General features: G+C 61.6%; 20 protein-coding genes. 13 read left to right on the top strand and 7 right to left on the bottom strand.

Features of this window, described 5'->3' with window-relative positions:
* From OC605_RS25095 to lpxC, 13 genes are all read left to right on the top strand, one after another.
* The coding region (locus OC605_RS25095) for a peptidoglycan D,D-transpeptidase FtsI family protein (protein WP_262140154.1) at window positions 1–1,264 on the top strand (1,264 nt) is incomplete at its 5' end.
* A complete protein-coding gene (locus OC605_RS25090; protein WP_262140152.1) occupies window positions 1,264–2,727 on the top strand; it encodes a UDP-N-acetylmuramoyl-L-alanyl-D-glutamate--2,6-diaminopimelate ligase in 1,464 nt (487 codons plus the stop codon). The genes OC605_RS25095 and OC605_RS25090, both read left to right, overlap by 1 nt.
* Complete coding sequence (gene murF / locus OC605_RS25085; RefSeq protein WP_262140149.1) at window positions 2,720–4,087, top strand: UDP-N-acetylmuramoyl-tripeptide--D-alanyl-D-alanine ligase; 1,368 nt, start codon at window positions 2,720–2,722, stop codon at window positions 4,085–4,087. Before OC605_RS25090 ends, murF begins: the two co-directional genes overlap by 8 nt.
* Entirely contained in the window at window positions 4,087–5,169 is a 1,083-nt protein-coding gene (mraY, locus tag OC605_RS25080) for a phospho-N-acetylmuramoyl-pentapeptide-transferase (protein ID WP_262140147.1), read from the top strand. Before murF ends, mraY begins: the two co-directional genes overlap by 1 nt.
* A 5-nt stretch (window positions 5,170–5,174) precedes the next feature.
* Window positions 5,175–6,521 (top strand): UDP-N-acetylmuramoyl-L-alanine--D-glutamate ligase, encoded by a 1,347-nt coding sequence (gene murD / locus OC605_RS25075; RefSeq protein WP_262140145.1) that lies wholly within the window; start codon window positions 5,175–5,177, stop codon window positions 6,519–6,521.
* Window positions 6,518–7,735, top strand: coding sequence for a putative lipid II flippase FtsW (gene ftsW / locus OC605_RS25070; protein ID WP_016773276.1), 1,218 nt, complete (start codon window positions 6,518–6,520; stop codon window positions 7,733–7,735). Before murD ends, ftsW begins: the two co-directional genes overlap by 4 nt.
* Window positions 7,725–8,795, top strand: a complete 1,071-nt coding sequence (murG, locus tag OC605_RS25065) for an undecaprenyldiphospho-muramoylpentapeptide beta-N-acetylglucosaminyltransferase (protein WP_262140142.1) — start codon at window positions 7,725–7,727, stop codon at window positions 8,793–8,795. The genes ftsW and murG overlap by 11 nt, the downstream gene beginning before the upstream one ends.
* On the top strand, window positions 8,788–10,248 hold the full coding sequence (gene murC, locus OC605_RS25060) for a UDP-N-acetylmuramate--L-alanine ligase (RefSeq protein ID WP_024014243.1): 1,461 nt from the start codon (window positions 8,788–8,790) through the stop codon (window positions 10,246–10,248). Before murG ends, murC begins: the two co-directional genes overlap by 8 nt.
* A complete protein-coding gene (locus OC605_RS25055) occupies window positions 10,245–11,219 on the top strand; it encodes a D-alanine--D-alanine ligase (RefSeq protein ID WP_016773280.1) in 975 nt (324 codons plus the stop codon). Before murC ends, OC605_RS25055 begins: the two co-directional genes overlap by 4 nt.
* A gap of 4 nt (window positions 11,220–11,223) precedes the next feature.
* Window positions 11,224–12,090: a cell division protein FtsQ/DivIB gene (locus tag OC605_RS25050; RefSeq protein WP_262140140.1), complete on the top strand. Its 867-nt coding sequence runs from the start codon at window positions 11,224–11,226 to the stop codon at window positions 12,088–12,090.
* A gap of 15 nt (window positions 12,091–12,105) precedes the next feature.
* Window positions 12,106–13,365, top strand: a complete 1,260-nt coding sequence (gene ftsA / locus OC605_RS25045; RefSeq protein WP_016773282.1) for a cell division protein FtsA — start codon at window positions 12,106–12,108, stop codon at window positions 13,363–13,365.
* Between the two features lie 103 nt (window positions 13,366–13,468).
* Window positions 13,469–14,665: a cell division protein FtsZ gene (gene ftsZ, locus OC605_RS25040; RefSeq protein ID WP_016773283.1), complete on the top strand. Its 1,197-nt coding sequence runs from the start codon at window positions 13,469–13,471 to the stop codon at window positions 14,663–14,665.
* Window positions 14,666–14,777: 112 nt separating this feature from the next.
* Entirely contained in the window at window positions 14,778–15,689 is a 912-nt protein-coding gene (lpxC, locus tag OC605_RS25035) for a UDP-3-O-acyl-N-acetylglucosamine deacetylase (RefSeq protein ID WP_007916984.1), read from the top strand.
* 179 nt (window positions 15,690–15,868) lie between these two features.
* On the opposite strand, the gene OC605_RS25030 is transcribed toward lpxC, so the two are convergent.
* From OC605_RS25030 to OC605_RS25000, 7 genes are all read right to left on the bottom strand, one after another.
* The gene (locus OC605_RS25030; RefSeq protein WP_262140137.1) at window positions 15,869–17,377 is read right to left on the bottom strand and encodes a sensor domain-containing diguanylate cyclase; all 1,509 of its coding nucleotides are present in this window, start codon (window positions 17,375–17,377) and stop codon (window positions 15,869–15,871) included.
* 185 nt (window positions 17,378–17,562) lie between these two features.
* Window positions 17,563–18,921 carry an OprD family porin gene (locus OC605_RS25025; RefSeq protein WP_410056024.1) on the bottom strand — a complete coding sequence of 453 codons (1,359 nt, stop codon included), beginning with the start codon at window positions 18,919–18,921 and terminating at the stop codon, window positions 17,563–17,565.
* A 152-nt stretch (window positions 18,922–19,073) separates the two neighbouring features.
* Window positions 19,074–19,295 (bottom strand): hypothetical protein, encoded by a 222-nt coding sequence (locus tag OC605_RS25020; RefSeq protein WP_186569188.1) that lies wholly within the window; start codon window positions 19,293–19,295, stop codon window positions 19,074–19,076.
* Window positions 19,296–19,594: 299 nt separating this feature from the next.
* Window positions 19,595–20,959 carry a heavy metal sensor histidine kinase gene (locus OC605_RS25015; RefSeq protein ID WP_262140132.1) on the bottom strand — a complete coding sequence of 455 codons (1,365 nt, stop codon included), beginning with the start codon at window positions 20,957–20,959 and terminating at the stop codon, window positions 19,595–19,597.
* Window positions 20,949–21,626, bottom strand: coding sequence for a heavy metal response regulator transcription factor (locus tag OC605_RS25010; protein WP_133338353.1), 678 nt, complete (start codon window positions 21,624–21,626; stop codon window positions 20,949–20,951). The genes OC605_RS25015 and OC605_RS25010 overlap by 11 nt, the downstream gene beginning before the upstream one ends.
* Before the next feature lie 7 nt (window positions 21,627–21,633).
* Window positions 21,634–24,747, bottom strand: coding sequence for a multidrug efflux RND transporter permease subunit (locus tag OC605_RS25005; RefSeq protein WP_262140130.1), 3,114 nt, complete (start codon window positions 24,745–24,747; stop codon window positions 21,634–21,636).
* Entirely contained in the window at window positions 24,744–25,904 is a 1,161-nt protein-coding gene (locus OC605_RS25000) for an efflux RND transporter periplasmic adaptor subunit (protein ID WP_262140128.1), read from the bottom strand. The genes OC605_RS25005 and OC605_RS25000 overlap by 4 nt, the downstream gene beginning before the upstream one ends.
* Between the last annotated feature and the right edge of the window lie 19 nt (window positions 25,905–25,923).

Raw genomic sequence — 25,923 nt, 5'->3', positions numbered from 1 at the left:
GCACATGGTCGGCTTTACCGACATCGACGATCACGGTCGCGAAGGCGTCGAGCTGGCCTATGACGAATGGCTGGCCGGGGTGCCGGGCAAACGACAAGTCATCAAGGATCGCCGTGGCCGGCTGATCAAGGATGTTCAGGTCACCAAAAACGCCAAGGCCGGCAAGCCCTTGGCGTTGTCGATTGATCTGCGTCTGCAATACCTGGCCAACCGCGAACTGCGCAACGCGATCATCGAGAACGGTGCCAAGGCCGGCAGTCTGGTGATCATGGACGTGAAGACCGGCGAGATCCTGGCCATGGTCAACCAGCCGACCTACAACCCGAACAACCGTCGCAACCTGCAACCGGCGATGATGCGCAACCGCGCGATGATCGACGTGTTCGAGCCGGGTTCGACCATGAAAGCCATCTCGATGAGCGCGGCGATCGAAACCGGCCGCTGGAAACCGAGCGACACCGTCGAGGTGTATCCGGGCTCGTTGCAGATCGGCAAATACACCATCAAAGACGTGTCGAAGACCGAAGGGCCGGTGCTCGATCTGACCGGCATCCTGATCAATTCCAGTAACGTCGGCATGAGTAAAGTTGCCTTCGATATCGGCGGCGAAACGATTTTCCGTCTCGCGCAGAAAGTCGGCCTCGGTCAGGACACCGGCCTGGGCTTCCCCGGCGAACGTGTCGGCAATCTGCCCAACTACCGCGAATGGCGCAAGGCTGAAACTGCAACCTTGTCTTACGGCTACGGTATTTCCGTGACTGCGATCCAGCTGGTGCATGCGTTCTCGGCACTGGCCAACAACGGTCGCCTCGCGCCGCTGACGCTGATCAAAACCGACAAGATGCCGCAGACCACCCAAGTGCTGCCGGAAGCGGTGGCGAAAACCATGCAGGGCATGCTGCAGCAGGTAATCGAAGCGCCCCGCGGCGTGTTCCGTGCGCAGGTGCCGGCTTATCACGTCGGCGGCAAGTCGGGTACCGCGCGCAAGACCTCGGTCGGCACCAAGGGCTACGCGGAAAACTCCTACCGTTCGCTGTTCGCCGGCTTCGGCCCGATGAGCGATCCGCGTTACGCCATCGTTGTGGTGATTGATGAGCCAACCAAGGCCGGGTACTTCGGTGGTCTGGTGTCGGCGCCGGTGTTCAGCCGTGTGATGTCCGGCACCCTGCGCCTGATGAACGTGACCCCGGACAACCTGCCGACCACCCAACAGGCCAATGCCACCCCGGTCGTTCCGCTGAAAGCCAATGGAGGGCGCGGCTGATGTCATTAAGTCTGAACAAGATATTCCCCCACGCCGGCCACGATCTGTTGATCCGTGAACTGGCGCTGGACAGCCGCAACGTGCGCGCCGGCGATCTGTTTCTCGCCGTGCCCGGTGGCCGCTTCGATGGCCGTGCGCACATCGCCGATGCCTTGCAACGCGGCGCGGCTGCCGTGGCTTATGAAGTCGAAGGCGCCACCGTGCTGCCGATCACTGACGTGCCGCTGATTCCGGTCAAGGGTCTGGCGGCGCAGCTGTCGGACATCGCCGGGCGTTTTTACGGTGAGCCGAGTCACCACCTGAACCTGATCGGCGTCACTGGCACCAATGGCAAGACCAGCGTGACCCAATTGGTCGCGCAGGCGCTGGATCTGCTCGGCCAGCATTGCGGCATCGTCGGCACCCTCGGTTCCGGTTTTTACGGCGCGCTGGAAAGCGGCCTGCACACCACGCCGAATCCCATTGCCGTGCAAGCGACGCTGGGTGACCTGAAAAAGGCCGGCGCGAAAGCCGTGGCCATGGAAGTGTCGTCCCACGGTCTGGATCAGGGCCGGGTCACCGCGCTGGGGTTCGACGTGGCGGTGATGACCAACCTGTCCCGCGATCATCTGGATTATCACGGCACCATGCAGGCCTACGCCGAGGCCAAGGCCCGGCTGTTCGCCTGGAATGACCTGAAGTGCCGCGTGGTCAACCTCGACGACGATTTCGGCCGGCAACTGGCGGCGGAAAAGCGCGAGTCGCGTTTGATCACCTACAGCCTGCTCGACAGCAGTGCCTACCTGTTCTGCCGCGAAGCGCAGTTCGACGACCACGGCGTACGCGCCACGCTGGTCACGCCGCAGGGCGAGCATCACCTGCGCAGCACATTGCTCGGGCGTTTCAACCTGAGCAACGTGCTGGCCGCAGTCGGCGCCTTGCTTGGCCTGGATTACGCCCTCGACGAAATTCTCAAAGTGCTGCCGAAGCTCGAAGGCCCGGCCGGGCGCATGCAGCGTCTGGGTGGCGGCACGCAGCCGCTGGTGGTGGTCGATTACGCCCACACGCCCGATGCGCTGGAAAAAGTTCTCACCGCACTGCGCCCGCACGTCAAAGGCCAATTGCTGTGCCTGTTCGGCTGCGGCGGCGATCGCGATCGTGGCAAACGTCCGTTGATGGCCGAAGTGGTCGAGCGTCTCGCCGACCAGGTGCTGGTCACCGACGACAACCCGCGCACCGAAGATCCTGCGGTGATTTTCGACGACATCCGCGCCGGTTTCACCGCTGTGGATAAAGTCACTTTCGTCGCCGGTCGCGGCCAGGCCATTGCGCAATTGATCGCCGGCGCGACCGCTGACGACGTGATTGTGCTCGCCGGCAAAGGTCACGAGGACTATCAGGAAATCAACGGCGTGCGCCATGCGTTTTCCGATCTGGTCGAGGCCGATCATGCCCTGACCGCGTGGGAGGTGGCCCATGCTTAAGGCCCTGACACTCAGCGCACTGACCAACGCACTCGAGGCCCGTTTGATCGGCGCTGACGCGAGTTTCGACGGCGTCAGTATCGACAGCCGTGCGATCCAGCCCGGCCAGTTGTTCATCGCCCTGACCGGCCCGCGTTTCGACGGTCATGATTATCTGAACGACGTTGCCGGCAAAGGCGCCGTGGCGGCACTGGTCGAGCGCGAAGTCGCCGACAGCGCGCTGCCGCAATTACTGGTCAAGGACACCCGTCAGGCGCTGGGCCAACTCGGCGCGTTGAACCGTGCCGCGTTCACCCAGCCCGTGGCAGCGGTGACCGGTTCCAGCGGCAAGACCACGGTCAAGGAAATGCTCGCGAGCATCCTGCGTACCCGCGGTCCGGTGCTGGCGACCCGTGGCAATCTGAACAACGACCTCGGCGTACCGCTGACCCTGATCGAACTGGCGCCGGAGCACACCTCCGCCGTAATCGAACTGGGCGCCTCGCGTCTCGGTGAAATCGCCTACACCGTCGGGCTGACCAAGCCGCACGTAGCGATCCTGAACAACGCCGGCACCGCTCACGTCGGTGAGTTCGGCGGTCCGGAAAAAATCGTCGAAGCCAAAGGTGAAATCATCGAAGGCCTGGCCGCCGATGGCATCGCCGTGCTCAACCTCGATGACAAGGCTTTCGCTATCTGGAAGACCCGCGCTGCCGGTCGTCAGGTGCTGACCTTCGCCCTCAGCAACAGCGAGGCGAATTTCCACGCCAGCGATCTGGCCACTGATGCCCGTGGTTGCCCGGCGTTCAATCTGCACACGCCTGAAGGCAGTGAGCGCGTGCAACTGAACCTGCTCGGTACCCATAACGTCGCCAATGCCCTGGCTGCCGCCGCTGCTGCCCACGCCGTGGGCGTGTCGTTGTTCGGCATCGCCACCGGCCTCGGCGCGGTGCAACCGGTCAAGGGGCGCACCGTCACGCAACTGGCGAAAAACGGCATGCGCGTCATCGATGATACGTACAACGCAAACCCCACCTCGATGTGTGCGGCCGTTGATATACTCGCCGGCTTTTCCGGCCGCACCGTCCTGGTGCTCGGAGATATCGGCGAGTTGGGCGACTGGGCGGAGCAGGGGCACCGCGACGTGGGCGAGTACGCCCGAGGCAAGGTTTCCGCGCTTTACGCGGTCGGGCCGAACATGGTCCACGCGGTAAACGCTTTCGGTGAGCAGGCGCAGCACTTCGGCACCCAGGCCGAGCTGATCCAGGCCCTCGCCGCCGAGCAGGACACAAACACCACCATTTTGATCAAGGGTTCGCGCAGCGCAGCGATGGAAAACATCGTTGCGGCTCTGTGCGGGTCCAGTCTGGAGAAACATTAATGCTGCTGCTGCTAGCGGAGTATCTGCAACAGTTCTACAAAGGCTTCGCGGTCTTCCAGTACCTGACCCTGCGCGGGATTCTCGGTGTGCTGACCGCGCTGGTCTTGTCGCTGTGCTATGGCCCGTGGATGATCCGTACCCTGCAGAACCGTCAGATCGGCCAGTCGGTGCGTAACGACGGCCCGCAATCGCACCTGTCCAAATCCGGCACGCCGACCATGGGTGGCGCGCTGATTCTGTCTTCGATCGGCGTCAGCACCTTGCTCTGGGCTGACCTGAGCAACCGCTACGTCTGGGTGGTGCTGCTGGTGACCCTGCTGTTCGGCGCCATCGGCTGGGTCGACGATTATCGCAAAGTCATCGAGAAAAACTCCCGTGGCCTGCCGAGCCGCTGGAAATACTTCTGGCAGTCGGTGTTCGGCCTCGGCGCAGCGATCTTCCTTTATATGACTGCCGCCACGCCGGTGGAAACCACTTTGATCCTTCCGATGCTCAAGGACTACAGCATTGCGCTGGGCGCCGGTTTCATCGTGCTGACCTACTTCGTGATTGTCGGTTCGAGCAACGCGGTCAACCTGACTGACGGCCTCGACGGCCTGGCGATCATGCCGACGGTGATGGTCGGCGGCGGTCTGGGGATTTTCTGCTACCTGTCGGGTAACGTGAAATTCGCCGAGTATCTGCTGATTCCTTACGTACCGGGTGCGGGCGAGCTGATTGTGTTCTGCGGCGCGCTGATCGGTGCCGGTCTCGGTTTCCTCTGGTTCAACACCTATCCGGCGCAAGTGTTCATGGGCGACGTCGGTGCCCTGGCACTCGGCGCGGCACTGGGCACCATCGCGGTGATCGTCCGTCAGGAAATCGTCCTGTTCATCATGGGCGGCGTGTTTGTGATGGAAACCCTGTCAGTGGTCATTCAGGTTGCCTCCTTTAAGCTGACCGGTCGCCGCGTGTTCCGCATGGCGCCGATTCACCACCACTTTGAACTCAAGGGCTGGCCCGAGCCGCGCGTGATCGTCCGTTTCTGGATCATCACCGTGATTCTCGTACTGGTCGGCCTTGCCACCCTGAAGCTGAGGTAGAACGAGTGTCTCTGATCGCTTCTGACCACTTCCGCATCGTTGTCGGCCTCGGCAAGAGCGGCATGTCCCTGGTTCGCTTCCTGGCGAACCGGGGCACGTCGTTTGCTGTGGCCGACACGCGGGAAAATCCACCGGAACTGGCCACGCTCAAGCGTGACTATCCGCACGTGGAAGTGCGTTGTGGCGAGCTGGACGTCGAATTCCTCTGCCGTGCCGACGAGCTCTACGTGAGCCCAGGCCTGGCGCTGGCGACCCCGGCCCTGCAAGCCGCCGCAGCCCGTGGCGTGAAAATGTCCGGCGCCATCGAGTTGTTCGTGCGTAACGCGCGGGCGCCGATCGTCGCGATCACCGGTTCCAACGCGAAAAGCACCGTCACTACTCTGGTCGGCGAGATGGCGGCTGCTGCCGGCAAGCGCGTCGCCGTTGGCGGCAACCTCGGCACCCCGGCGCTGGATCTGCTCAGCGATGACGTCGAGCTGTACGTTATGGAGTTGTCGAGTTTCCAGCTGGAAACCACCGACCAGCTCAACGCCGAAGTCGCCACCGTACTGAACATCAGCGAAGACCACATGGATCGCTACAGCGGTCTGCCGGCCTATCACCTGGCCAAGCACCGGATCTTCCGCGGCGCGAAGCAATTTGTGGTCAACCGTCAGGATGCCCTGAGCCGTCCATTGATCGGCGAAGGCCAGCCATGCTGGACCTTTGGCCTGAGCAAACCGGATTTCAAGGCGTTCGGCATTCGCGAAGAAGACGGCGAGAAGTACCTCGCCTTCGAATTCCAGAACCTGATGCCGGTGCGTGAACTGAAGATTCGCGGCGCGCACAACCAGTCCAACGCCCTCGCCGCATTGGCACTGGGTCACGCCGTGGGCCTGCCGTTCGACGCCATGCTCTCTGCATTGCGCACGTTTGCCGGCCTCGAGCATCGCTGCCAGTGGGTGCGCGATCTCGACGGCGTGGCCTATTACAACGATTCCAAAGCCACCAACGTTGGCGCCGCTCTGGCCGCCATCGAAGGTTTGGGCGCAGACATCGACGGCAAGGTCATTCTGATCGCCGGCGGTGACGGCAAAGGCGCCGAATTCAATGATTTGCGCGATCCGGTCGCGGCCAACTGCCGCGCCGTGATCCTGATGGGCCGCGACTCCGACAAGATCGGCGCAGCCATCGGTGATGCCGTGCCGCTGATCCGCGCGTTCTCGCTGGTCGACGCCGTCGCGCAATGCCGCGCCGCTGCGCAACCGGGCGATGTGGTGCTGCTGTCTCCGGCCTGCGCCAGTTTCGACATGTTCAAGAATTACGAAGACCGTGGTCACCAGTTCGTCCGCGCTGTGGAGGACCTGGCATGAACCTGAGAAACATCATCAAGCCGTACCCGTCGCCGCTGATCACCGGGCGTGGCATCGACCTCGACTTCCCGATGCTCGCCGGTTGCCTGGCGCTGCTCGGTCTCGGCCTGATCATGATCGCCTCGGCGTCCACCGAAGTGGCGGCGGCGCAGTCGGGCAGTCCGCTGTATTACATGATTCGCCACCTTATCTATGTGGTGCTGGGTCTGGGCGCGTGCATCGTCACCATGATGATCCCGATCGCCACTTGGCAGCGCCTCGGCTGGATGATGCTGATCGGTGCGTTCGGCCTGTTGGTGATGGTGATCATTCCCGGCATCGGTCGCGAAGTGAACGGTTCGATGCGCTGGATCGGTTTCAGCTTCTTTAACGTGCAGCCGTCGGAAATCGCCAAGGTGTTCGTGGTGATCTACCTCGCCGGTTATCTGGTGCGCCGGCAGAAAGAAGTGCGAGAGAGCTGGATGGGCTTCTTCAAGCCGTTCATCGTCCTGCTGCCAATGGCCGGTCTGTTGCTGATGGAACCGGACTTCGGTGCCACCGTAGTCATGATGGGCGCGGCGGCGGCGATGCTGTTCCTAGGCGGGGTCGGGCTGTTCCGTTTCTCGCTGATGGTGGTGCTGGCGGTTGGCGCGGTGGTTCTGCTGATCCAGATGCAGCCCTATCGAATGGCGCGTCTGACCAACTTCGCCGACCCGTGGGCCGACCAGTTCGGCGCCGGTTATCAGTTGTCGCAGGCCTTGATCGCGTTTGGTCGCGGCGAGTGGCTGGGCGTCGGCCTGGGCAACAGCGTGCAGAAACAGTTTTATCTGCCAGAAGCGCACACCGACTTCGTGTTCTCGGTACTCGCCGAAGAACTCGGTGCAGTCGGTTCGCTGTGCACCGTCGCGCTGTTCGTGTTCGTGTGTATTCGCGGCATGTACATCGGCCTGTGGGCGGAGAAGGCCAAGCAGTTCTTTGCCGCTTACGTGGCTTACGGCTTGTCGTTCCTGTGGATTGGTCAGTTCCTGATCAACATCGGTGTGAACGTCGGCCTGCTGCCAACCAAAGGTCTGACCTTGCCGTTCCTCAGTTACGGCGGCAGCTCGCTGGTGATCTGCTGCGCCTGTCTGGGACTGTTGCTGCGCATCGAATGGGAGAGTCGAACCCACCTGGGCAGCGAAGAGATGGAATTCCAGGAGAGCGACTTCGCCGAGGAGCCGACTCATGGGCGCTAACGTATTGATCATGGCCGGCGGTACCGGCGGCCACGTGTTCCCGGCGCTGGCCTGTGCCCGCGAGTTTCAGGCGCGCGGCTACACCGTGCACTGGCTCGGCACGCCACGCGGGATCGAAAACGAACTGGTTCCGGCGGCAGGGCTTGAACTGCACCGGATCAACGCCAGCGGACTGCGCGGCAAGGGCAAGTTGTCGCTGCTCAAGGCGCCGTTGATGCTTTTGAAATCGGTCTGGCAGGCGCGGGCGATCATGCGCCGCCTGAAGCCGGTGTGCGTGGTTGGCTTCGGCGGATATGTGCCCGGCCCCGGCGGTCTCGCCGCGAAACTGGCCGGTGTGCCGGTAATCGTTCACGAACAGAACGCTGTCGCCGGCACCGCCAATCGGTTGCTGGTGCCGTTCGCCGCCCGAGTGTGTGAAGCGTTCCCCGACACCTTTACTCTGTCGGACAGCCGCCGTACCACCGGTAATCCGGTGCGCAGCGAGCTGTTCCTCGACACATCGCGACCGGCGCTGGCCGGACGCAAAGCGCGTTTGCTGATCCTTGGCGGCAGCCTGGGCGCAGAACCGTTGAACAAATTGCTGCCTGAAGCCCTGGCCCAAGTCGCTGCCGATTTGCGCCCGGAAGTGTTTCATCAGGCCGGCAAAAATCACGATGAAGTGACTGCCGAGCGTTACCGCGCCGTGGGTGTGGAAGCGCAGGTGCAGCCGTTCATCAAAGACATGGCCCAGGCCTATGGCTGGGCTGACCTGGTGGTGTGCCGCGCTGGCGCGTTGACCATCAGTGAGCTGGCGGCCGCCGGTCTGCCCTCGATGCTGGTGCCTTTGCCCCACGCGATCGACGATCACCAGACCCGCAACGCCGATTATTTGGCCCGCGAAGGTGCTGCCTTCCTGATGCCGCAAAGAACGACTGGTGCCGCGGATCTTGCCGCGCGCCTGACAGAGGTCTTGATGCAACCGCAACGACTCGAAGCAATGGCCCAAGCGGCCCGCCGACTGGCCAAACCCGATGCCACCCGTAGCGTGGTCGATACCTGTCTGGAGGTGGCCCATGGTTGAGAATCAGAAAGCCATGCCACAACCGGAAATGCGCCGCATCCGTCGCATCCACTTCGTCGGCATCGGCGGCGTGGGCATGTGCGGTATCGCTGAAGTGTTGTTGAACCTGGGCTATCAAGTTTCCGGTTCCGACCTGAAAGCGTCGCCGGTCACCGAGCGCCTGGAAACCTTCGGCGCGCAGATCTTCATCGGTCACCGTGCCGAGAACGCCGCTACCGCCGACGTGCTGGTGGTGTCGAGCGCAGTGAACACGTCCAACCCGGAAGTGGCGACTGCCCTTGAGCGCCGCATTCCCGTAGTGCCGCGTGCAGAAATGCTCGCCGAGCTGATGCGCTATCGCCACGGTATCGCCGTCGCCGGTACCCATGGCAAAACCACCACCACCAGCCTGATCGCTTCGGTGTTCGCGGCCGGTGGTCTGGACCCGACGTTCGTTATCGGTGGTCGCCTGAATGCGGCGGGCACCAATGCCCAGCTCGGCACCAGCCGTTACCTGATTGCCGAAGCCGATGAAAGCGATGCGAGCTTCCTGCATCTGCAGCCGCTGGTGGCCGTGGTCACCAACATCGACGCCGACCACATGGCGACCTACGACGGTGACTTCAACAAACTGAAGAAAACCTTCGTCGAATTCCTGCACAACCTGCCGTTCTACGGTTTGGCGGTGATGTGCCTGGACGATCCGGTGGTGCGCGAAATCCTGCCGCTGGTGAAACGTCCGACCGTGACCTACGGCTTCAGCGAAGACGCCGACGTACGCGCAATCAATGTCCGTCAGCAGGGCATGCAGACGTTCTTTACCGTGCTGCGCCCGGATCGGGAGCCGCTGGACGTGTCGGTGAACATGCCCGGCAACCACAACGTGCTCAACTCGCTGGCGACCATCTGCATCGCCACCGACGAAGGCGTCAGCGATGAAGCCATCGTTCAGGGCCTGTCAGGCTTCCAGGGTGTTGGCCGACGCTTTCAGGTCTACGGCGAACTGCCGGTCGACGGCGGCAACGTGATGCTGGTCGACGACTACGGGCACCACCCGACCGAAGTCGCTGCGGTGATCAAAGCCGTGCGCGGTGGCTGGCCGGAGCGTCGTCTGGTGATGGTCTACCAGCCGCATCGCTACAGCCGCACCCGTGATCTGTACGACGACTTCGTCAATGTACTGGCCGACGCCAACGTGCTGCTGCTGATGGAAGTCTATCCGGCCGGCGAAGAGCCGATCCCGGGCGCTGACAGCCGCAAGCTGTGCAACAGCATCCGCCAGCGCGGTCAGCTCGACCCGATCTACATCGAGCGGGGCGTTGACCTGGCGCCGTTGGTCAAGCCGCTGCTGCGCGCCGGCGACATTCTGCTGTGCCAGGGCGCTGGTGATATCGGCGGTCTCGCGCCGAAGCTGTTGAAAAGTGAATTGTTCGCCGGCGCCGTGGCGGCGCCGGTCGAGGGGAAGTTGAAATGACTGCTGCCTACGCCAAGCTGTTCTCCACCATCGCGCCGAAAGATTTCGGCCGCGTTGCGGTGCTCTTCGGCGGCCTGAGTGCCGAGCGTGAGGTTTCGCTGAAATCCGGCAACGCCGTGCTTGAGGCGCTGCAAAGCGCTGGCGTCGACGCGTTCGGCATCGATGTGGGCGAAGACTTCCTGCAGCGTCTGCTCAGCGAAAAGATCGACCGTGCGTTCATCATTCTCCACGGTCGCGGCGGTGAAGACGGCAGCATGCAGGGCCTACTCGAGTGCGCCGGCATCCCGTACACCGGCAGTGGCATTCTCGCCTCGGCACTGGCGATGGACAAGCTGCGCACCAAGCAGGTCTGGCACAGCCTCGGGATTCCGACGCCACGTCACGCCGTGCTGTGCAGCGAAGCCGATTGTATTTCGGCGGCGACGGAACTGGGCTTGCCTTTGATCGTCAAACCGGCGCATGAAGGTTCAAGTATCGGGATGGCCAAAGTGAATTCTGCGTCCGAGTTGATCGACGCATGGAAAGCGGCCAGTACCTACGATTCGCAAGTGTTGGTCGAGCAATGGATTCAAGGTCCGGAGTTCACCATCGCCACCCTGCGTGACCAGGTGTTGCCTCCTATCGCCCTGGGTACACCGCACACGTTCTACGACTACGACGCCAAGTACATCGCCAACGATACCCAGTACCGCATTCCGTGCGGGCTCGACGCGGCCAAGGAACAGGAACTCATGGAACTCACGGCCAAGGCCTGTGAGGCGCTGGGTATCGCCGGTTGGGGCCGGGCGGACGTGATGCAGGACGCCGACGGGCAGTTCTGGTTCCTCGAAGTCAATACCGCACCGGGCATGACCGATCACAGCCTGGTGCCGATGGCGGCGCGGGCTGCCGGTCTGGATTTCCAGCAACTGGTTCTGGCCATTCTGGCTGCCAGCGTTGAAGACGCAGGCGCAACAGAGGCGCGAGGTTAAGACCATGCAAGGCGCTCATCTCAGACATCAGCCACCCGCACCCGGCCGCAAGCCGGTGCCGCGGGGTGCCAGCCGAATGGTGGCGAAAGAGCCGATGTCCGCGCGCCTGCCGAAAGCCAATTTCGGCTTTCTGAAAAGCCTGTTCTGGCCGGTGCTGCTGGTGGCGCTGGGCTTTGGCACCTACGAAGGCGCGCAGCGTCTGCTGCCGTACGCCGACCGGCCGATCAGCAAGGTCGCGGTGCAGGGCGACCTGAGCTACATCAGCCAGCAGGCGGTGCAGCAGCGGATCGCGCCGTTCGTGGCGTCGAGCTTCTTCACCATCGACCTCGCCGGTATGCGTACCGAGCTCGAGCAGATGCCCTGGATCGCCCACGCCGAAGTGCGTCGGGTGTGGCCGGATCAGGTGGTGATCCGCCTCGAAGAGCAATTGCCGGTGGCGCGTTGGGGCGATGAGTCGTTGCTCAACAACCAGGGCCAGGCGTTCACGCCCAAGGAACTGGCGAATTATGAACACCTGCCGCAGCTGTTCGGCCCACAACGGGCTCAGCAGCAGGTGATGCAGCAGTATCAGGTGCTGAGCCAGATGCTGCGGCCGCTGGGTTTTTCGATCGCACGCCTGGAATTGCGTGAACGCGGCAGCTGGTTCCTGACCACCGGTGCCGGCAGTTCCGGCCCCGGCATCGAGTTGCTGCTGGGACGCGGCAACCTGGTGGAAAAGATGCGCCGCTTCATCGCCATCTATGACAAGACGCTGAAAGAGCAGATTACGAACATTGCGCGCATCGATCTGCGCTACGCCAACGGCCTCGCTGTTGGCTGGCGGGAACCCGTAGCGCCGACGACAGCCCAACCCGCTGTCGCAAAGAATTAAGAAGAGGCAGGACCCATGGCAAACGTGCAAAGCGGCAAAATGATCGTCGGTCTGGATATCGGCACCTCCAAAGTGGTGGCGCTGGTAGGCGAGGTCGCGGACGACGGCCAGCTGGAAATCGTCGGGATCGGCACGCACCCGTCCCGCGGTCTGAAGAAGGGCGTGGTGGTCAACATCGAATCCACCGTGCAGTCGATCCAGCGCGCGATCGAAGAAGCCCAACTGATGGCCGGCTGCCGCATTCACTCGGCGTTCGTCGGCGTGGCCGGCAATCACATCCGCAGCCTGAATTCCCACGGCATCGTTGCGATCCGTGATCGCGAAGTCAGCTCGGCTGACCTTGAGCGTGTGCTCGACGCCGCTCAGGCCGTGGCGATCCCGGCTGACCAGCGCGTGCTGCACACCCTGCCGCAGGATTACGTGATCGATAACCAGGAAGGCGTGCGCGAGCCGCTGGGCATGTCCGGCGTGCGTCTGGAAGCCAAGGTTCACGTGGTCACCTGCGCCGTCAACGCTGCACAGAACATTGAAAAATGCGTGCGTCGCTGCGGTCTGGAAATCGACGACATCATCCTCGAGCAACTGGCCTCGGCCTATTCGGTGCTGACCGACGACGAAAAAGAACTGGGCGTGTGCCTGGTCGACATCGGCGGCGGCACCACCGACATCGCGATCTTCACCGAAGGCGCGATCCGTCACACCGCGGTGATCCCGATTGCCGGTGATCAGGTGACCAACGACATCGCCATGGCGTTGCGCACCCCGACCCAGTACGCCGAAGAGATCAAGATCCGTTACGCCTGCGCCCTGGCCAAACTGGCCGGTGCCGGCGAAACCATCAAGGTGCCGAGCGTTGGCGACCGTCCACCGCGCGAACTGTCGCGTCAGGCCCTGGCCGAAGTGGTCGAGCCGCGTTACGACGAACTGTTCACCCTGATCCAGGCCGAGCTGCGTCGCAGCGGCTACGAAGACCTGATCCCGGCGGGCATCGTGCTCACCGGCGGTACGTCGAAAATGGAAGGCGCCACTGAACTGGCCGAAGAAATCTTCCACATGCCGGTGCGCCTCGGTGTGCCGCATGGCGTGAAAGGTCTGGATGACGTGGTACGCAACCCGATTTATTCCACTGGCGTCGGCTTGTTGATGTACGGCCTGCAGAAGCAGTCCGACGGAGTTTCGTTCTCCGGCATCGGCAGCCGCGACAGCTACAGCAGCGAAGAGCCTCAGGCGCCGCTGCTGGATCGACTGAAAAAGTGGGTTCAGGGCAACTTTTAAAAGCAGCCTGGAGCGACAAGCTTCAAGCGGCAAGCAACTGCAGTAGATACACCGCTACAAACAGCAGTAGGCGAAAAAACTAGAGAATGTAAGGAGAGGGAAAATGTTCGAACTCGTAGACAACATCCCCGCAAGCCCGGTAATCAAAGTTATCGGTGTCGGCGGTGGCGGCGGCAACGCTGTCAATCACATGGTCAAGAGCAACATCGAAGGCGTTGAGTTCATCTGCGCCAACACCGATGCTCAAGCGCTGAAAAACATCGGCGCGCGGACCATCCTGCAACTGGGCACCGGCGTGACCAAAGGCCTGGGCGCCGGCGCCAATCCTGAGGTCGGCCGTCAAGCCGCTCTGGAAGACCGCGAGCGCATCGCTGAAGTGCTGGCTGGCACCAATATGGTGTTCATCACCACCGGCATGGGCGGCGGTACCGGTACCGGTGCAGCGCCGATCATCGCTGAAGTGGCCAAGGAAATGGGCATTCTGACCGTTGCGGTCGTGACCCGTCCGTTCCCGTTCGAAGGCCGCAAGCGTATGCAGATCGCCGACGAAGGCATCCGCATGCTTTCGGAAAGCGTCGACTCGCTGATCACCATTCCGAACGAAAAACTGCTGACCATCCTCGGCAAAGACGCAAGCCTCTTGTCGGCTTTCGCCAAGGCTGACGATGTATTGGCCGGTGCCGTTCGCGGTATCTCCGACATCATCAAGCGTCCGGGCATGATCAACGTCGACTTCGCCGACGTACGCACCGTGATGAGCGAAATGGGCATGGCGATGATGGGCACTGGCTGCGCCAGCGGTCCGAACCGTGCACGTGAAGCCACCGAAGCGGCAATCCGCAATCCGTTGCTGGAAGACGTCAACCTGCAGGGCGCGCGCGGCATTCTGGTGAACATCACCGCCGGTCCTGACCTGTCCCTGGGTGAGTACTCCGACGTGGGTTCGATCATCGAAGCCTTTGCTTCCGAGCACGCGATGGTCAAGGTCGGTACCGTTATCGATCCGGACATGCGCGACGAGCTGCACGTAACCGTGGTTGCCACCGGTCTGGGCGCGAAAATCGAGAAGCCTGTGAAGGTCATCGACAACACCGTTCACACCTCCATGGCTTCCGCCCAGGTGCAACAACCGGCTCCGGCCCGTCAGGAGCAGCCAGCGGTGAACTACCGTGACCTGGACCGTCCGACCGTCATGCGCAACCAGGCTCAGGCCGGTGCTGCGGCTGCCGCGAAGATGAATCCGCAGGATGACCTGGATTACCTGGACATTCCGGCATTCCTGCGTCGTCAGGCCGATTGATGGAATGTATCAGGGCTATGAAGGTGATTGGTGTTCAGCAAAGGCATGGTCTGCTATCATCGCCAGCCTTTGTTGATACCAGTTCGCAATTTGCGCTGAAGCGGCCCAAGCCATGATTAAACAACGCACACTGAAAAATATTATCCGTGCCACAGGTGTAGGCCTGCACTCCGGTGAGAAGGTCTATCTGACTCTCAAGCCTGCGCCTGTCGACACTGGCATTGTGTTTTGTCGCGCTGACCTCGACCCTGTGGTGCAGATTCCTGCCCGCGCGGAAAACGTCGGTGAAACCACTATGTCGACGACGCTGATCAATGGCGACGTCAAAGTGGACACGGTAGAGCACTTGCTCTCGGCCATGGCTGGCCTGGGCATCGATAACGCCTACGTCGAGCTCTCCGCGTCCGAAGTCCCGATCATGGATGGCAGCGCTGGACCCTTCGTATTCCTGATTCAATCGGCAGGCCTGGAAGAACAGGACGCCGCCAAGAAATTCATCCGCATCCTGCGTGAAGTGACAGTGGAAGACGGCGACAAGCGCGCCACTTTCGTCCCTTTCGAAGGTTTCAAGGTGAGCTTCGAGATCGATTTCGATCACCCGGTATTCCGGGACCGCACTCAGAGTGCAAGCGTGGATTTTTCCAGCACTTCGTTCGTTAAAGAAGTCAGCCGCGCCCGTACCTTTGGTTTCATGAGTGACATCGAGTACCTGCGCAAGCACAACCTCGCACTCGGCGGCAGCGTTGAAAACGCGATCGTGGTCGACGCTGATGGCGTGTTGAACGAAGACGGTCTTCGTTATGAAGACGAATTCGTCAAACACAAGATCCTCGATGCGATTGGCGACCTGTACCTGCTGGGCAACAGCCTGATTGGTGAGTTCAAAGGCTTCAAGTCCGGTCATGCACTGAACAACCAGCTGCTGCGCAAATTGATTGAGCAGACAGATGCGTGGGAAGTGGTGACGTTCGAAGACGCCAGCACCGCACCGATCTCTTACATGCGCCCGGTTGCGGCGGTGTAAGTAAAAAACCTCTCTAGTTTTTTGAAGGCCATCCTCGGATGGCCTTTTTTTATGCCTGTGGTTTCTCTAGTGCCTGATCAGGCTTCTTCGCGAGCAGGCTCGCTCCCACCTTTGAAATGCATTCCAACTGTGGGAGCGAGCCTGCTCGCGAAGGCGGCGGCGCCATCACCCTGGAAACATCAGACTGACACTACAATGCGATTGCGCCCGCCTTCCTTGGCTTGATACAGCGCCTTGTCCGCCGCAAACAGTAATTGCTCCAGTGTCATCTCGCTCGCCGATGTCCACGTAGCAATGCCGATACTCACGGTCATCGCCCGCTCAGCGCCTTCGACCCATGGCAAGTTTTCCACAGCCTGGCGAATCTGCTCGGCGATCTGCTGCGCCCCGGCGCTGTCGGTCTCGGCGAGAATCACCGAAAATTCTTCACCGCCATACCGCGCCACGAGATCCGCCGGGCGTCGCACGTTCGCGGTGATTACCTTGGCCAGTTCGCGCAAGACTTGATCCCCAGCCTGGTGTCCGTGTCGATCATTGAAGGCCTTGAAGTGGTCGGCATCGATCATCATCACCGACAGCGGCTGGCCCGAGCGCTGGGCGCGGAACCATTCGTGGCGCAGAGTCTGATCGAGCATGCGCCGGTTGGCCACGCCGGTCAGGTCATCGGTGGCAGCCAGTTGCGCCAGTTCGCGTTCGGCGCGATGGCGCAAACGCAGTTCCCGGGCGAGCAGCCACGTTAGCCACAACAGCCCCAGGCACAACACGCCGGTGGCGCCGCTGATCAGGATCGCCGTGCGCCGCCAGGTGCCGAACACTTCCTCGCTGGACAGCGCGACCATCACGGTCAACGGCAGATTGCCGACCCGCGAGTAGGTATAGAGCCGCCGCTGGTCATCCATGCTCGAAGTGCTGGTGAAACTGCCGCTGCCATCGCGATCGTTGAGAATCCGCACGACATTGGGGCGGTTGCCGAAACTCTTGCCGACCGAATCGCTCTGCAGATACGGCTTCTGCGCAAGCAGCACGCCATCGCTGTTGATGATGTTCAACGTGCTGTCGGTGCCGATGTCGAGGCTTTTGAACAGGTCGTCGAAGTAGTCGAGTTTCAGCGACGCCACCGCCACGCCGAGAAATTCACCGGTCTGCGAGGAGATGCGCCGGCTGAAGCTGATGCGCCACTGATCGGCCTCTTCGCAATCGCAGCGGGTCTTGAACGGACGGCTGATGAACATGCCGATATCGCGGTTGAATGCGTGAGCGAGAAAATAATCGCGGTCGGCGAAATTGCCCGGTTTCGCTTCGATGCGCGAGGAGTCGGCGATCACCTCGCCATGCTTGTCGAGCAGCAGGATGTCGCCCTTGAAGCGCGCGGTGGCAGAGCGATCGAACAGCGCCAGATGACGGATCTGCGGCGAGACCTTCTGTAGGTCGTCACGCTGGGCGGCGGCGATCAGGCCTTGCAGCGTCAGGTCGTACAGCTCGACGGTGCGCAGCACATCGGCGTCGATCAATTGCGCGATGGTCGTGGCGCGGCGCGTGGCGACTTCCTGCGCACTGGCGTACTCGCGGATCAGCAGGAATGTGACGATGCACACCATCGCAATCACGGTCAGCAGACTGCCGAGGATCAGCAGGCGCTCGGGGCGACCGGTAAGGCCTGTGATGGAAGGCGTGCGGCTGGTGATCATGATGGGCTGTCGGTAGGAGTGGTTTCGTAAGCTTAGTAGGGCTGACGCCGGACAACCTTGTGGGAGCGAGCCTGCTCGCGAAAGCGGTGTGCCATTCAACATCAATGTTGATGGATCAACCGCGTTCGCGAGCAGGCTCGCTCCCACAGGGGAAATCACAGGGTCTGAAAAACGCAGCGCCGATCTTAGAAGACGTTGACCGGGTAGTCGATGATCACGCGGTATTCATCTGTATCCGAATCAATCGCGCCGTAGCCATTGCCACCACGGTTGGTGGCCCATTGCAGGCGCACCGCGAGGTCCTTGGCCTGGCCGCTTTGCACGACGTACTGCAAATCGATATCGCGTTCCCAATGTTTGGCGTTGCGGCCATCGGCGCTGTACCAGCTCGAATAGCCTGCGCTGTTAGGGTCGGCTTTGGTCAGGTCCAACGTGCCGCGTGAATAAGACAGCGCCGAAGTCAGGCCGGGGATGCCGACACCGGTGAAGTCGTAAGCGTATTTCAGCTTCCACGAGCGTTCGTTCGGGCCGTTGAAGTCCGAGTATTGCTGAGAGTTGTCCAGATAAACGCTGTCGCCTTGGCTGATGTAGTCGAACGGCGTGTTGCCGTTGACCCGCTGATACGCGGCAGTGACGCTGTGGTTGCCGATGCCGACGGTGAGATGCGTGCTCCAGGTATTGTTGTCGATATCGCCGAGCAGCGCATCGCCGGTGTCTTGCGTGTGATAGAAGTGCAGGCCTGGGTTGAGGCTGACCAGATCGTTCAGTTGCCAGGTGTAGTCGAGGTCGTAGTAGTACTGGTTCCAGATGTCCTTGAGCTCGGACGCGTAAAGGCTGCTGGTCAGGCCCTCAACGCCGCTCCAGGCCACACCGGCCCAGTTCAGGTGCTGGCTTTCGTCGCCGTCGGCGAGGGTGCCGTATGACGTTCCGATTCGGGTATGACCACTCTGGTTATAGGGTTTGGTGAAACTGGCCTGGCCACCTTCGATCAGCCAGCCGTCGAAGCTGTGGTTGCTCAGGCTGATGCCACGAAAGGTCTGCGGCAGCATCCGCGTGTCGCCGCCGGCGATGACCGGGTTGGTGAGGAACAGATCACCGGCCTTCAACTCGGTATCGAAGGCGCGCATCTTCAACGTCCCGCCTGCGGTGGAGAACGAGCCCGGCGCTTTGCCGTTGCCATCGCTGATCGGCAGGATGCTCGAACCGTCGGTACCGCCACCACCGTCGAGTTTCAGGCCGAGCATGGCGTGAGCATCGACGCCGAAGCCGACCGTGCCTTCGGTGTAGCCGGACTGGAACACGCCGAGAAAACCCTGACCCCACTCGATATTGTCGTCGGCCTTCTGCAAGCGGTTGCGATTCATGTAGTAGTTGCGGGCGTTGAGGTTGAGGCTCGAGCCTGCGACGAAGCCCTGTTGGGCAGGCTCATCGGCGTGGACAGCGGGGGCAATCGTTGCGGCAATTGCAATGAACAGCGGGGTGAGGCGGACAGGGTAAAACACGTGCGGTGGGGCTCCTTGGGTCAGCGGGCCGCTCTGTTTCATGAGCGGCTTGATGTTTCTTGTTGTTACAGACGCACCAGGCGGCTTTCAGACCACAACGAAAAAAGGCCGCTGAATGGCAGCGGCCTGGAGTGACGACGGTTGAACGGGAAGAGCCAAACAACCGCGTCGAGGGAAACCTTTCGCGGTGAGACTCAGCTGTCTTTCTCGAACGCTTGAGCCTGGGAAGTAGCGGCCTGCGGGGATTGCGTCGCGTCTTGAGCCCTGGCCATCACTTCGGCCTGATGCTGATCGAATGCCTGCGCACGAGCGACGTTGTGCGCCACGAACGCTTGCGATTCTTCAGCCATCGCCATCGGCGACAGGATCAATGAGGACAAAACGAATGCGCTGGCAATACCCATACTGTTGGACATCTTGAAAACCTTCTCGCTTGGCGAGTGCTGTTTGGTGCGGGCAAAGATAAGGTTGCCGAGGGTTGGGAAACAGCGTGATTTTCATAAATGACTGTTACAGCAAAAGCAAAGAACGGCACGGGGAACAACCCAGTCTGTGCGTGATGGTGGCCTGTGGCGAGGGGATTTATCCCCGTTGGGCTGCGAAGCGGCCCCAAGAATTCCAGCCTCAAAGATTCTTGGACCTTGTGCACAGGATTTGCGACTGCTGCGCAGCCGAGCGGGGATAAATCCCCTCGCCACAGGGCTTGGCTCAGCATTCAGACCGGGAGGTGGATGCCGAAGGTGTTCATGCCTCGATCACTGCGCACAAACACATCCCCGCCATGCATCAGCGCAATCGCCTTGACGATAGCCAGCCCCAAGCCATGGTTGTTGCCACTGTTGCTGCGCGAGGCATCAACCCGATAAAACCGCTCGAACAACCTCGGCAGATGCTCGCTGGCAATCGGCGACCCGGGATTGGCCACGCCAATGCTCACCTGATGTTCTTCAACCTCGATGCGCACCTCGATCACTTGACCCGGTTCGGTGTGCTGCACCGCGTTGCTGAGCAAATTGATCAGCGCCCGACGCAGATGCGCGACCTCGATCTGCACTTGCGCATCGCCGCTGACCTGCACTTCAACCTGCGCGTCTTCAAGGATGAAATCCAGATAGTCCAGCGTCGTCGCCACCTCATCAGCCAATGACGTCGAGGTCAGTTTGGTCGCCTTGTTGCCCTGATCGGCGCTGGCCAGAAAAAGCATGTCGTTGATGATCGAACGCAGCCGCTCCAGCTCTTCGAGGTTCGATTGCAGCACCTCGAAATAGTGTTCGGCGGAGCGCCCGCGAGTCAGTGCGACCTGGGTCTGGCCGATCAGGTTGGTCAGCGGCGAACGCAGTTCATGGGCGACGTCGGCGTTGAATGATTCCAGCCGTGAATAGGCCAGTTCGACCCGTTCCAGGGTCGAGTTGAACGACTCGACAAACTGTTCCAGTTCCGGCGGCAGCGGCGACAGGCGCAAGCGTCCGGCGCGCAGCGGTGGGGCCAGACGCTGGGCTTCCTGCGACAGTTTGATCAGCGGCTTCAGACCGATTCTTGCGACCCAATAGCCCAATGCAGAGGCCAGCAGCACCCCGACAATCGCCAGACTGATCAGGGCGATGAGCAAGTGATGCTGGGTCTGATGCAGCGTCTCGGTGGCGATGCCGATCATGAAGCGCAGCGGTGGGCGCTGGTCCTTGGCGGGGAACTGACTGACCAGCACTTTCAGCGGATAGGGTTGATCGGGCAGTTGCAGATCGTGCATGCCCAACGGGCCATTGATGGCGGCACGGATCTGCGGCGTAAGGTTGCCGTACTCGTAGCGCGGATCACCGCTGCTGATCCAGAAACTGATGCGCTTGTCTTCCTCACCGAGCAGTTTGAGCTTGTTGTTGATCTTCACCCAATGCTCCGGCGTGCCGTAACGCCCGACGGTGGATTCGAGCACGCTGTAACGCGCGTCCAGCTCGGCTTCGGGCAACAATCCCAAACCCTTGTCGACCTGTTGATACAGCGCGCCGCCAATCAACAGAAACACCACCAGCGCCACCAGCGTGAACATTCCACTGAGGCGCAGTGCAATCGAGTTACTGGACACCACGGCTCTCCAGCACATAACCCATGCCGCGGATCGTGTGCAGCAGCTTTTCGTTGAACGGCCCGTCGAGCTTGGCGCGCAGGCGTTTGATCGCGACTTCGACGACGTTGGCGTCACTGTCGAAATTGATGTCCCAGACCATTTCGGCGATTGCGGTCTTTGAAAGGATTTCGCCCTGGCGACGGGCGAGCACGCTGAGCAGGGAGAATTCTTTCGCGGTCAGATCCAGGCGCGTGCCGGCGCGGGTGGCCTTGCGGCTGATCAAATCGATCCACAGGTCGGCGATGCTCACTTGCACCGGTTCATGGCCGCCGCTGCGCCGGGTCAGCGCTTGCAGGCGAGCGACCAGTTCAAGGAAGGAAAACGGTTTGCCGAGGTAATCGTCGGCGCCGTCGCGCAGGCCCTTGATGCGGTCTTCGACGCGCTCGCGGGCGGTGAGCATGATCACCGGGGTCTGCTTGCGCGCACGTAATGCGCGCAGTACGCCGAAGCCATCGAGCCCCGGCAGCATGACGTCGAGGACGATCACGGCGTAGTCGCATTCCAGCGCCAGATGCAGGCCTTCGACACCGTCGCGGGCAAGGTCGACGGTGTAGCCCTGTTCGGTCAGGCCACGGTGCAAATAGTCTGCGGTTTTTTCTTCGTCTTCGATAATCAGAACGCGCATGACCGCCTCAGTCTGTGGTCGCCAGTGCCGTTGCGGGCGTTGGGGCTGGTGGGTGTGAGTGCCGGTGAAACAGCCGCTCGAGCCATAAGTATATGACCGGCGTGGTGAACAGCGTCAGCATCTGGCTGACCAGCAAACCGCCGACCACGGCAATCCCCAACGGCTGGCGCAGTTCGGCGCCAGTGCCGTAGCCGAGCATCAGCGGCAATGCGCCGAGCAGGGCGGCGAGGGTGGTCATGATGATTGGCCGGAACCGGGTGATGCACGCTTCGAAAATCGCCTCCTGCGGCGGCAGACCGCGCTGGCGCTGCGCTTCAAGCGCGAAGTCGATCATCAGGATGCCGTTCTTTTTGACGATGCCGATCAGCAGCACCAGGCCGATCAACGCCATGATCGAAAAGTCCTGGCCGCAGATCCACAGCATGATCACCGCGCCGAGGCCTGCCGCCGGCAGGGTCGAAATGATCGTCAGCGGATGCACGAAGCTTTCATAAAGCACGCCGAGGATGATGTACACCGCCACCAGCGCCGCCAGAATCAGCCACGGCTGGCTGGCCAGCGAACTCTGGAACGCCTGCGCCGCACCCTGGAAATTGCCGCTGATCGCGGTGGGCATGCCAATCTCGGCCTTGGCCTGGTTGAGCTGAATCACCGCATCGCCCAATGCCACGCCGGGGGCGAGGTTGAATGACATGTTGGCGGCGGGGAACATGCCGTCGTGAGCAATCGACAGCGGGCCGATGGTTGGCGCGTCAAACCTTGCCAGCGCCGACAGCGGCACCATCTCGCCGCTCAGTGGCGAGCGCAGGTAGAAATAGTTGAGGCTTTCGGCCTTGCCGCGCTGTTTGGTATCCAGTTCCAGAATCACGTTGTACTGGTTGACCTGGGTCTGGAATTCATTGATCTGCCGTTGGCCGAATGCATCGTACAGCGCCTCGTCGACATCGCTGGCGGTCAGGCCGAAACGCGCGGCGGCGCTGCGGTCGATGCTGATGTGAGTGATGCTGCCGCCCAGTTGCAAGTCATTGGATATGTCGCGGAATGCCGGATTGCTGCGCAGTTTTTCGGTCAGGCGCTGGGTCCAGGTGGCGAGGGTCGCGCCGTCGTTGCTCTTGAGTACGTATTGGTACTGCGCACGGCTGGGGCCGGAGCTTAGGTTGATGTCCTGCCCGGCGCGCAGATACAGGACGATGCCGGGGACTTTCATCAGTTGCGGGCGGATGCGATCAATGAACTGGCTGGCGCTGACATCACGATCGCCACGTTTTTTCAGGGCGATCCAGAAGCGCCCGTTGGCGATGGTCTGGTTGCTGCCGGACACCCCGACCGAGTGCGAGAAGGCCTGCACCGCCGGATCGGCCGCGACGATTTCGGCCATCGCCAAGTGTTTTTTCACCATGTCGCCGTAGGAAATATCCGCAGCGGCTTCGGTGGTGCCGAGGACGAACCCGGTGTCCTGCACCGGGAAGAACCCCTTGGGAATGAAAATGTAGCCGGCGACAGCCAACGCCAGCGAAAGGCCAAATACACCATTCATCAGTTTCTGGTGGTCGAGGGCGCGGCGCAGGCCCTTTTCGTACCAGCCGAGCAGGCGTTCGCTGAAACCGGGTTTGGCGTTGGCGTGATGTACCGGCTTACGCATAAACAGCGCGGCAAGGGTTGGCGCCAGGGTCAGCGACACCACCACGGAAATCATGATCGTCGAAGTCGCGGTCAGGGCGAATTCCTTGAAAAGGCGCCCGACCACACCGCCCATGAACAGCAGCGGAATGAACGCCGCCACCAGTGAGAAACTGATCGAAACGACGGTGAAGCCAATCTCGCCGGCCCCCTTGATCGCCGCCTCGCGCATATCGTCGCCGGCCTCGAGATGGCGATGGATGTTTTCCACCACCACGATCGCATCGTCCACGACGAAGCCGACCGCGACGACAATCGCCACCAGCGTCAGGTTGTTCAGGCTGAAGCCGAGGATGTACATCAGGGCGAAACTGGCGATCAGCGAGACGCCGAGCACCGCCGAGACAATCAGCGTCGCCGACAACTGGCGCAGGAACAGCGCCATCACCGCGACCACCAGCAGGATCGAGATGAGCAAGGTGATTTCGACTTCATGCAGTGAGGCGCGGATGGTCTGCGTGCGGTCGATCAGGGTTTTCACCTGCACCGAGGCCGGCAGCATCGCTTCGAGGCCGGGCAGGGCGGCCTGAATGCGGTCGACGGTTTCAACAATGTTGGCGCCGGGCTGGCGGAAAATCACCAGATTCACACCGGGGCGATCACCGGCCCACGCCTGCACGTAGGCATCTTCCGCACCGTTGACGACTTTGGCGACATCACGCAGGTGAACCGGGGCGCCATCCTTGTAGGAAACGATGAGTTGGCTGTAGTCCTCGGGGTGGAACAGCTGGTCGTTGGTCGACAGCGTCGAGATACTCGATTCGCCGTACAACGCACCTTTGGCCAGATTAAGGCTGGTCTGCTGAATCGCCAGCCGAATGTCGGCCAGCGTCAGGCCGATGGCCGCGAGTTTGTCCGCCGAGGCTTGTACGCGAATCGCCGGGCGTTGCTGGCCGGTGATGTTGATCTGGCCGACGCCGTCGACCTGACTGATCTGACGCGACAGCAGAGTTTCCACCAGGTCGCTGAGTTCGGTGCCGGGCATCTGTGTCGAGCTGACACTGAGGATCAGCACCGGGCTGTCGGCCGGGTTGACCTTCTTCCACGTTGGCAGCGTCGGCATGTCTTTGGGCAACTTGCCGGCGGCGGTGTTGATCGCCGCCTGTACTTCCTGGGCGGCGGTGTCGATGCTTTTCTCGAGGGTGAACTGCAAGGTCAGCAGAGTTGAGCCCAGCGCACTGCTGGAGGTCATCTGGGTCATGCCGGGGATGGCGCTGAATTGCACCTCCAGCGGCGTGGCCACGGAGGAAGCCATGGTGTCGGGGCTGGCGCCGGGCAACTGTGCCGAGACCTGGATCGTAGGAAATTCCGCTTCCGGCAGTGGCGCAATCGGCAAACGCGGGAAGGCAATTACGCCGACCAGTACCAGAGCGAACGTCAGCAAAATCGTCGCCACCGGGTGATCGATGCACCAGGTCGATATGCCTTTGTGCGAGTTCATGGCTTGGGCTCCGCCTGCACCACTTGCGCTGGCTCGCTCATGACTTGCACGCTCGAGCCCGGTTTGAGCCGCGACTGGCCGTCGGTCACCAGCACGTCACCAGCGTTGACACCTTTGATGATGTCCTGGCCGCTGCCCTGAGAAACCATTTGCACCGGCACCGCCTCGACCTTGTCGTCCTTCACGCGGTAAACAAAGTGTTGTTCGAGGCCACGCTGTACGACGGTGGGCGGAACCACCAGCGCATCTTTATCCACAGCCGTCTGAATTTTTACCGTCACCAGCAAACCCGGCCAGAGCTTCTGGCTGGCATTGGCGAATTCGGCCTTGGCGCGGATGGTGCCGGTGTTGGCGTTGATCTGATTGTCGATCAGGGTCAGCTGACCTTCGCCGAGCAGATTGCCGGTTTCGCCATCAGTATCGGCGCCGATGTACGCCTTGACCGGGGCGCGTTGCGGATCGCTGATGAGACTCTGCAGGGTCGGCAGCATCTGCTGCGGCAGGGAGAACTCGACGGCGATCGGGTCGATCTGCGTGACGGTGAACAGGCCCTGGGTGTCGGTCATGCGCAGGAAGTTGCCTTCATCGACCGTACGAATACCGACGCGCCCAGTAACCGGAGAGCGAATCTGCGTGTAGGACAGTTGCACCTGCGCCGCATCGATCGAGGCCTGATTGCCTTGTGCCGTGGCCTTGAGCTGATTGACCAAGGCCTGTTGCTGGTCGAAGGTCTGTTTCGATACGCCGTCGTCGACGCTGAGCAGTTTGTAGCGCTTGAGATTGACCAGCGCGACCTGCAACTGCGCCTGACTCTCGCCCAACTGCGCCCGGGCCTGGTCGAGGCTGGCGCGGATCGAGCGGTCGTCGATGGTGGCGAGCAGATCGCCTGCTTTGACCAGCTGACCTTCCTTGACCAGAATTTTCGTCAGGATCCCGTCGATCTGCGGACGCACCACCACGCTGTGCAGCGACAGCACCGAGCCGATGCCGCTGGTGTAACGCGGCACGTCTTTGGCGCTGACCGTCACCACCCGCACCGGAATGGCAGTCGGTGTAGCCAGTTTGGCCGGCGCCGGTTTCAGCGCGAACCACAGGCCGGCGGCTGCCAGCAGAATCAGGAGAGTGGCCAGCAGGATTTTGTTTTTCTGGATGGACATGCGCGGCGCCGAAGTCTGG

This window comes from Pseudomonas sp. Marseille-Q5117 (assembly GCF_946901175.1).
Lineage (GTDB): Bacteria > Pseudomonadota > Gammaproteobacteria > Pseudomonadales > Pseudomonadaceae > Aquipseudomonas > Aquipseudomonas iranensis.
Note: the sequence above shows the minus strand (reverse complement) of the source record. Positions and strands in the feature narration are given on the sequence as shown.

What these genes read in the sequence shown, in the direction of transcription:
- mraY (WP_262140147.1), top strand. Translation starts at nt 4,087, where the DNA reads ATGCTGCTGCTGCTAGCGGAGTATCTGCAACAGTTCTACAAAGGCTTC.
- OC605_RS25010 (WP_133338353.1), bottom strand. Translation starts at nt 21,626, where the DNA reads ATGCGCGTTCTGATTATCGAAGACGAAGAAAAAACCGCAGACTATTTG.
- ftsW (WP_016773276.1), top strand. Translation starts at nt 6,518, where the DNA reads ATGAACCTGAGAAACATCATCAAGCCGTACCCGTCGCCGCTGATCACC.
- ftsZ (WP_016773283.1), top strand. Translation starts at nt 13,469, where the DNA reads ATGTTCGAACTCGTAGACAACATCCCCGCAAGCCCGGTAATCAAAGTT.
- OC605_RS25055 (WP_016773280.1), top strand. Translation starts at nt 10,245, where the DNA reads ATGACTGCTGCCTACGCCAAGCTGTTCTCCACCATCGCGCCGAAAGAT.
- OC605_RS25025 (WP_410056024.1), bottom strand. Translation starts at nt 18,921, where the DNA reads ATGAAACAGAGCGGCCCGCTGACCCAAGGAGCCCCACCGCACGTGTTT.
- murG (WP_262140142.1), top strand. Translation starts at nt 7,725, where the DNA reads ATGGGCGCTAACGTATTGATCATGGCCGGCGGTACCGGCGGCCACGTG.
- lpxC (WP_007916984.1), top strand. Translation starts at nt 14,778, where the DNA reads ATGATTAAACAACGCACACTGAAAAATATTATCCGTGCCACAGGTGTA.
- OC605_RS25000 (WP_262140128.1), bottom strand. Translation starts at nt 25,904, where the DNA reads ATGTCCATCCAGAAAAACAAAATCCTGCTGGCCACTCTCCTGATTCTG.
- ftsA (WP_016773282.1), top strand. Translation starts at nt 12,106, where the DNA reads ATGGCAAACGTGCAAAGCGGCAAAATGATCGTCGGTCTGGATATCGGC.
- OC605_RS25090 (WP_262140152.1), top strand. Translation starts at nt 1,264, where the DNA reads ATGTCATTAAGTCTGAACAAGATATTCCCCCACGCCGGCCACGATCTG.
- OC605_RS25030 (WP_262140137.1), bottom strand. Translation starts at nt 17,377, where the DNA reads ATGATCACCAGCCGCACGCCTTCCATCACAGGCCTTACCGGTCGCCCC.
- murC (WP_024014243.1), top strand. Translation starts at nt 8,788, where the DNA reads ATGGTTGAGAATCAGAAAGCCATGCCACAACCGGAAATGCGCCGCATC.
- OC605_RS25050 (WP_262140140.1), top strand. Translation starts at nt 11,224, where the DNA reads ATGCAAGGCGCTCATCTCAGACATCAGCCACCCGCACCCGGCCGCAAG.
- murF (WP_262140149.1), top strand. Translation starts at nt 2,720, where the DNA reads ATGCTTAAGGCCCTGACACTCAGCGCACTGACCAACGCACTCGAGGCC.
- OC605_RS25005 (WP_262140130.1), bottom strand. Translation starts at nt 24,747, where the DNA reads ATGAACTCGCACAAAGGCATATCGACCTGGTGCATCGATCACCCGGTG.
- OC605_RS25020 (WP_186569188.1), bottom strand. Translation starts at nt 19,295, where the DNA reads ATGTCCAACAGTATGGGTATTGCCAGCGCATTCGTTTTGTCCTCATTG.